This is a genomic window from Methylobacterium sp. WL18 (assembly GCF_008040015.1).
Taxonomy (GTDB): domain Bacteria; phylum Pseudomonadota; class Alphaproteobacteria; order Rhizobiales; family Beijerinckiaceae; genus Methylobacterium; species Methylobacterium mesophilicum.
In genome coordinates, this window is the sequence record NZ_VRVD01000313.1 from 1 (window position 1) to 5,336 (window position 5,336).

5 protein-coding genes and 1 pseudogene are annotated in these 5,336 nt (G+C 66.9%); 3 read left to right on the forward strand and 3 right to left on the reverse strand.

The window, feature by feature from the left end:
* The first annotated feature begins 335 nt into the window (after positions 1–335).
* Genes FV228_RS19260 through FV228_RS19270 form a run of 3 tightly spaced genes read left to right on the forward strand, consistent with a single transcriptional unit; the run spans position 336 to position 3,245 of the window.
* The gene (locus FV228_RS19260; RefSeq protein ID WP_246690050.1) at positions 336–902 is read left to right on the forward strand and encodes a TadE/TadG family type IV pilus assembly protein; all 567 of its coding nucleotides are present in this window, start codon (positions 336–338) and stop codon (positions 900–902) included.
* Complete coding sequence (locus FV228_RS19265) at positions 896–1,543, forward strand: TadE/TadG family type IV pilus assembly protein (RefSeq protein ID WP_147856094.1); 648 nt, start codon at positions 896–898, stop codon at positions 1,541–1,543. The genes FV228_RS19260 and FV228_RS19265 overlap by 7 nt, the downstream gene beginning before the upstream one ends.
* Positions 1,527–3,245 (forward strand): TadE/TadG family type IV pilus assembly protein, encoded by a 1,719-nt coding sequence (locus FV228_RS19270; RefSeq protein WP_147856095.1) that lies wholly within the window; start codon positions 1,527–1,529, stop codon positions 3,243–3,245. Before FV228_RS19265 ends, FV228_RS19270 begins: the two co-directional genes overlap by 17 nt.
* 22 nt (positions 3,246–3,267) lie before the next feature.
* Here the strand turns inward: FV228_RS19270 and dksA are convergent, their stop codons facing one another.
* The 3 genes and pseudogenes from dksA to FV228_RS19285 all read right to left on the reverse strand — a co-directional run.
* Entirely contained in the window at positions 3,268–3,687 is a 420-nt protein-coding gene (gene dksA, locus FV228_RS19275; protein WP_050733124.1) for an RNA polymerase-binding protein DksA, read from the reverse strand.
* A 272-nt stretch (positions 3,688–3,959) separates the two neighbouring features.
* Positions 3,960–4,976 carry a hypothetical protein gene (locus FV228_RS19280; RefSeq protein ID WP_147856096.1) on the reverse strand — a complete coding sequence of 339 codons (1,017 nt, stop codon included), beginning with the start codon at positions 4,974–4,976 and terminating at the stop codon, positions 3,960–3,962.
* A gap of 2 nt (positions 4,977–4,978) precedes the next feature.
* A pseudogene (locus tag FV228_RS19285) lies at positions 4,979–5,336 on the reverse strand (MBOAT family protein); the annotation flags it as partial.

Sequence of the window (5,336 nt, forward strand, 5' to 3'; positions counted from 1 at the left end):
CGCGAGGACCGCGATCAGCCCGGCGAGGCGCGCGGCTGTCCTGGGGAATGTCATGTGGTTCTCCGGCCGGGCGCGCCGCCGACGAAGTGGCGCCGGGCGGCCCGGAATCAATGGCGGCCCTCGCCTGGGCAGCCGCATCCCGGCCTTTTTATGCAACCTTTAGTAGAATATCTGCTTCCGCAGCGATCTTCTTGGTCGCATTAAGCTTTTCGAAAATCATTAGTTACACATCTGGACATGTGCTGGTCTTCGAGCGGCAGTTTGACTCCATGTCTCGGCGAGTACAAATAATACCCGAAACGAAACCTACCTCAGGTTGCCTCTCGAACCGTTTTTTGCGGGATGCGGGCGGGGCGGCCGCGGTGGAGTTCGCGTTGGTGGCCCTGCCGTTCCTGGCGCTGGTCGGCGCCGTCTTCCAGATCGCCTTCCAGATCTGGGCCACCCAGAACTTCGATCGCGCCCTGCAGAACGCGGTCCGGACGATCTTCACCGGGCAATTCCAGGCCGCCAACGCCGGCCAGACCGACGCCGCCACCCTGCTGGGCTCGCTGAAGACGACGATGTGCGGCACCGGCGCCGGCACCATCCCGACAATCTTCAACTGCCAGAACGTCAAGATCGACGTCGCCACCGCCAGTACGCTCGCCGGCGCCAGCGCGGCGACGCCGATCAATGCCGCGACGGGCACGTGGAACACCAGCTTCGGCACGAACTACGCCTGCGCCAAGCCGGGCACGATCGTGATCGTGACCGCGGCGGTGCAGTTCCCGACCCTGTTCAACCTGATGGGTCTCGGCACCCGACAGTTCACCACCGGCGCCGGCGCCGGGTCCAGCCTGCTCACCTCGACGGCGGTGTTCCGCACGGAGCCCTATCAGATCACCGGGACGAGCCCGTGCTGAGGTCCCTCGCACGCAAGGCGGCCGCGCTGCGCCGGGACCGGCGGGCCAGCGCGCTGGTGGAATTCGCCGTGATCCTGCCGGTGCTGCTGTCGATCTGGGCCGGCATGACCGAGATCGCCCACGCCATCGACGAGTGGCGCAAGCTGACCCTGCTCGCCCGCACCGTGGCCGACCTCACCGCCCAAGGCGACACGCAGAACCCGATCGGCACGCCGCTGATGACCGACATCGTCGCCTCCGCCGCAAAGGTGATGCGCCCGTTCGACACCAGCACCGTCCAGATCGTCGTCAGCGCGATGGGTGTCGATCTCAAGCGACTGAACCTGGTCCCGCAGGTCTGCTCCAGCGTCGCCAACGCCAACGCCAAGCCCCGGGCCGCCGGCACCGCCACCGACCTGCTCGTACCGGCGGGCTACCAGACCTCTGGGATGCGCTACGTGCTGGCCGAAGTCAGCATCAGCTACACGCCGATGATCGGCTCGGCCCTGGTCAAGCTGGTCAAGGGCGTCGGCAACACGATCACCCTCTCGGCCTCCGTCCCGTGGCCGACCCGCGGCGGCACGACCTACGGGTCGAACACCTACACCGAGGTCATCCTACCGGGCACCACCCAGAAGGCATGCGATGCCCCGTTACTCTGATCGCGCCAGCCGGCCAGGGTTGCTCGGCTTCGCGCGGGGACGCGGCGGCAACGTCGCGGTCCTGTTCGCCTTCCTGAGCGTACCGATGCTGATGTTCACGGGCGCGGCCATCGATTACGGCTTCGCGACCCGGCTCGAAACGAAGCTGCAGGCCGCGACCGACGCCACGGCGCTGCTCCTGTGCCAGACGCCGCTCACCACATCGAACGCCGACCTCAACCTGAAAGCCCAGGCGGCGATGACCGGCGCCATGGGGGTGGCCAACCTCGTGGTCGATCCTCTCACGATCACCAGCAACCCGCGCCAGATCACCCTGACCGCCCACAAGCTCTCGACGGTGTTCTTCGGCAAGGTCACGGGGACGAACCGCATCAACCCGGGCGCCACCGCCCAATGCGCCACGCCGCTGCCCAAGACCTTCGAGATCGCGCTGGTCCTCGACAACACCGGCTCGATGTCCGCGTCGAGCGGCGGCCAGTCGAAGCTCCAGGCGGTGCAGAGCGCGGCCACCGACTTCGTCAACTACGTCTACACCAACGCGGCCTTCTCCAGCGCGACGCGGATCTCAATCGTGCCGTTCGCCGGCGCCGTGGCGGTCGATCCGACCGCCTTCCGGTACGCATCCTGGATCGACCAGACCGGGCAGTCCAGCTACCACTGGACCAACGTTCTCCAGCCTGCCGTATCGAACTTCAAGAGCCGGTTCGACATCTTCGCCAAGCTCCAGGGCGTCTATTCCGGCTGGGGTTGGGGCGGCTGCCTCGAAACCCTGCCCTACCCGCTCAACGTCCAGGACGGCGCGCCGACCATCGGCAACAAGGATTCCTACTTCGTGCCGCTGTTCGCCCCCGATGAGCCGGGCGATTCCAGCACGACCTTCGCAGCATATTCAGTAAACAAGTACACGACCTATTACAGCTTCAACAGCTACATCGATGACGACAACGGCAACTGCCCGCCGCTCGCGAGCGGAACGTCTTTCAACACTGCCGAAGGCCAGGCGTGCAAATACGTCAAACCGCAGAACGCTGCGCCGACGTCGCTGAATACCAAGACGGGCATCCCCAGCGGGCCGAATTTCGGATGCACGACCCAGCCGCTCCTACGGCTCACGAGCAACACCAGCGCGCTCAAGACGCTGATCGGCCAGATGGCACCGCTGGGTGCGACCAACATCCACGAGGGCTTCATGTGGGGCTGGCGGACGCTCTCGCCGAAGAGCGTCTTCGCCGACACGAACCCGCCCGCCGCCTACGCGTCGAGTTCCAACAGCTCGAACGCGACGACGATCAACAAGATCATCATCCTGATGACCGACGGCGAGAACAGCTGGACGGCCAACTCGAACGCGCCCAACGGGTCGCTCTACTTCGCCGCCGGCTATTTCCAGAACGCCAACGGCACCAACCCGAACGGCCGGTTGCCCGCCACCAACCAGAACGTCTCGGACGCCGCCGGCGCCCGCAACGCGCTCGACGCCCTCACCGCGGAAGCCTGCAAGAACGCGAAGGCGGTCAACATCGCGATCTACACGATCGGCTTCAGCGTCCCGGCCGACCCGATCGACGCCGCGGGACAGACGCTCCTGAAAAACTGCGCGACGAATCCGGGCCAGTTCTACCTGGCCAACACGTCGGACGACCTGATCAAGGCGTTCCAGCAGATCCGGGCGAGCATCGGCGCGCTGCGGCTGACGCAGTAAGTTCGGGATCCGAACCGCCCCCTCAATCGTCCCGATACACCTTCTCCCGGCGCTCGTGCCGCTCCTGGGCTTCGAGCGACAGGGTGGCGATCGGCCGGGCATCGAGGCGGCGGAGCGAGATCGGCTCGCCGGTCTCCTCGCAGAAGCCGTAGGACCCGTCCTCGAGGCGGGCGAGCGCCGCGTCGATCTTGCCGGTCAGCTTGCGCTGGCGGTCGCGCGCCCGCAGCTCGATCGCCCGGTCGGTCTCCGAGGAGGCGCGGTCGGCGAGATCGGGGTGGTTCTCGTTCTCGCTCTGCAGCGCGACGAGCGTATCCTGCGCCTCACGCAGGATGTCGCTCTTCCAGCTCAGGAGCTTGCGCCGGAAGTACTCACGCTGCCGGTCGTTCATGAAGGGCTCGTCGTCGGACGGGACGTAGCCGTCCTCCAGCGTCACCTTCGCCATGCGTCACCCTCGCTGGATCGTAACCGCCCACCAGGGGATGGCCGGTGTGCGGCGATAACGTGAGGTGCCGTATAGTCGAGGTGCTTAATCGCGACAACGCGCAGCGTTGCAGGGCTTGGATGTTGTCTCGAATGCGTGGCCCCCTGCGGCAAACAAGCCACGGTCTAGAGCGTCCAGTTCAAAGCTGGTGGCCGGCATTTCAAAAAAGGTGTTGGAAAATCAAGGGCCGAGCGCATCACCCTGTTCCGGTATCCGGGACGGGACGGCCGGGCTTAGTCCGCCGAAAACGTCCGCAGGTGAACGATCGCGGCGGCAATCTCGTCCGTCAACGCTCGGGCGAGCGGCAGCCGATAGTGAGTTTGATCGAAAAACAGATCCGGATTGACGGCGTCCGGTCGCCCGGCACGTCCATCGATGACCGTATTCAGCGGATGAACGGCAAGCGCCGATCGGACTTCGGCGCGACAAGCCGCCTCGGCCGCAGCCCGCGGGCTCCCGGCCGGCGGCTCGGCGCGGGCGTAGACCGGCGGAAACACCACCACTACGGCGGTCCTGGGCGGGATCCGCGCCAGTTCGGCGCGCAACCGGTCGGCCACCGGGAACGGCCCGCCGTGATGCGGCTCGGCCTCGGGGCCGACCGGCCGCTCCAGCGCCGCCTTCTTGGCCGGATCACGGCCGAACCCCTGGCTCAGGTAGTTCGACTCGTAATCCCACCAGCCGTCGGACGCGGCCTGCTTGCGGCGCGGGTTCAGGAGCCAGCCGAGGCGGTTGATCGTCTCCTGCGCGGCGGTGAAGCGCAGCAGCCCCTTGAGATAAGCCTGCCAGTCGCCGAGCAGCCAGTACGGGAAGCCGTGCTCGCTCGGGAAAGACGGGTCGTCGGAGCACCAGAACGCATCGGCCGACAGCACGATCGCCTCGGGCCGGGCGTGGTGCTTCAGATACCAATTCAGCAAGGCGAATTGCTCGGACGGCCCGGTGGCCGGCACCGACAGCTGCACGAACGGGATGCCGGTGAGCCGGGTCAGCGAAGCGGGCTCGATCAACTGGATGTGGGAATTGCCGATCACAGCACCCGCATAGGCCGGGTCACGGCCGCGCACAGCCGAGGCGGTGCGCGGGCCCTGCGGGCGGACGGCGCCGCGGGACACGAGCGTCGAGCGGCCGGTATCGTAGGGATCGACCAGCACCGCCAGGCCGAGATAGGCCGCAAACAGCCCGACCATCGCCAGCAGCACGGTGCGGACGAAAGCGCGCCAGGCCCGATCCTGTGGGGGGTGAGCGAGCGCCATCCTCAGAACTGGAAATAGATGAACTCGTAGTTCGCATCGTCCCCGATCTTCAGGAGGACGACGACGAACAGGAGCGCGAAGCCGAAGGCCAGGATGCGCCTGGGCGGCAGGCGGTGCACCGCCGCCCAGGCTGTCGGGCCGACCGTGGCGACCAGGGCCGCCACCGCGATGGTGCGCCATTTGAAGCCCGAGCCGTGGGGCGCGAGCCCGAACAGGCCCTTGAAGATCACGAGCGCCGCCTCGAAGCTCGTCGCCCGGAAAAGCACCCAGGTCAGCATCACGAACAGGCTGGTGAGCAGCCAGCCGAGCGGCACCGGCACGCTCAGGCGCGCCCGGCGGGCCAGGAGCCCGGCACCGAGG

Bases quoted from the DNA above. Each gene is read 5' to 3' on its own strand.
- dksA (WP_050733124.1), bottom strand. From the start codon at position 3,687: ATGGCGAAGGTGACGCTGGAGGACGGCTACGTCCCGTCCGACGACGAG.
- FV228_RS19280 (WP_147856096.1), bottom strand. From the start codon at position 4,976: ATGGCGCTCGCTCACCCCCCACAGGATCGGGCCTGGCGCGCTTTCGTC.
- FV228_RS19270 (WP_147856095.1), top strand. From the start codon at position 1,527: ATGCCCCGTTACTCTGATCGCGCCAGCCGGCCAGGGTTGCTCGGCTTC.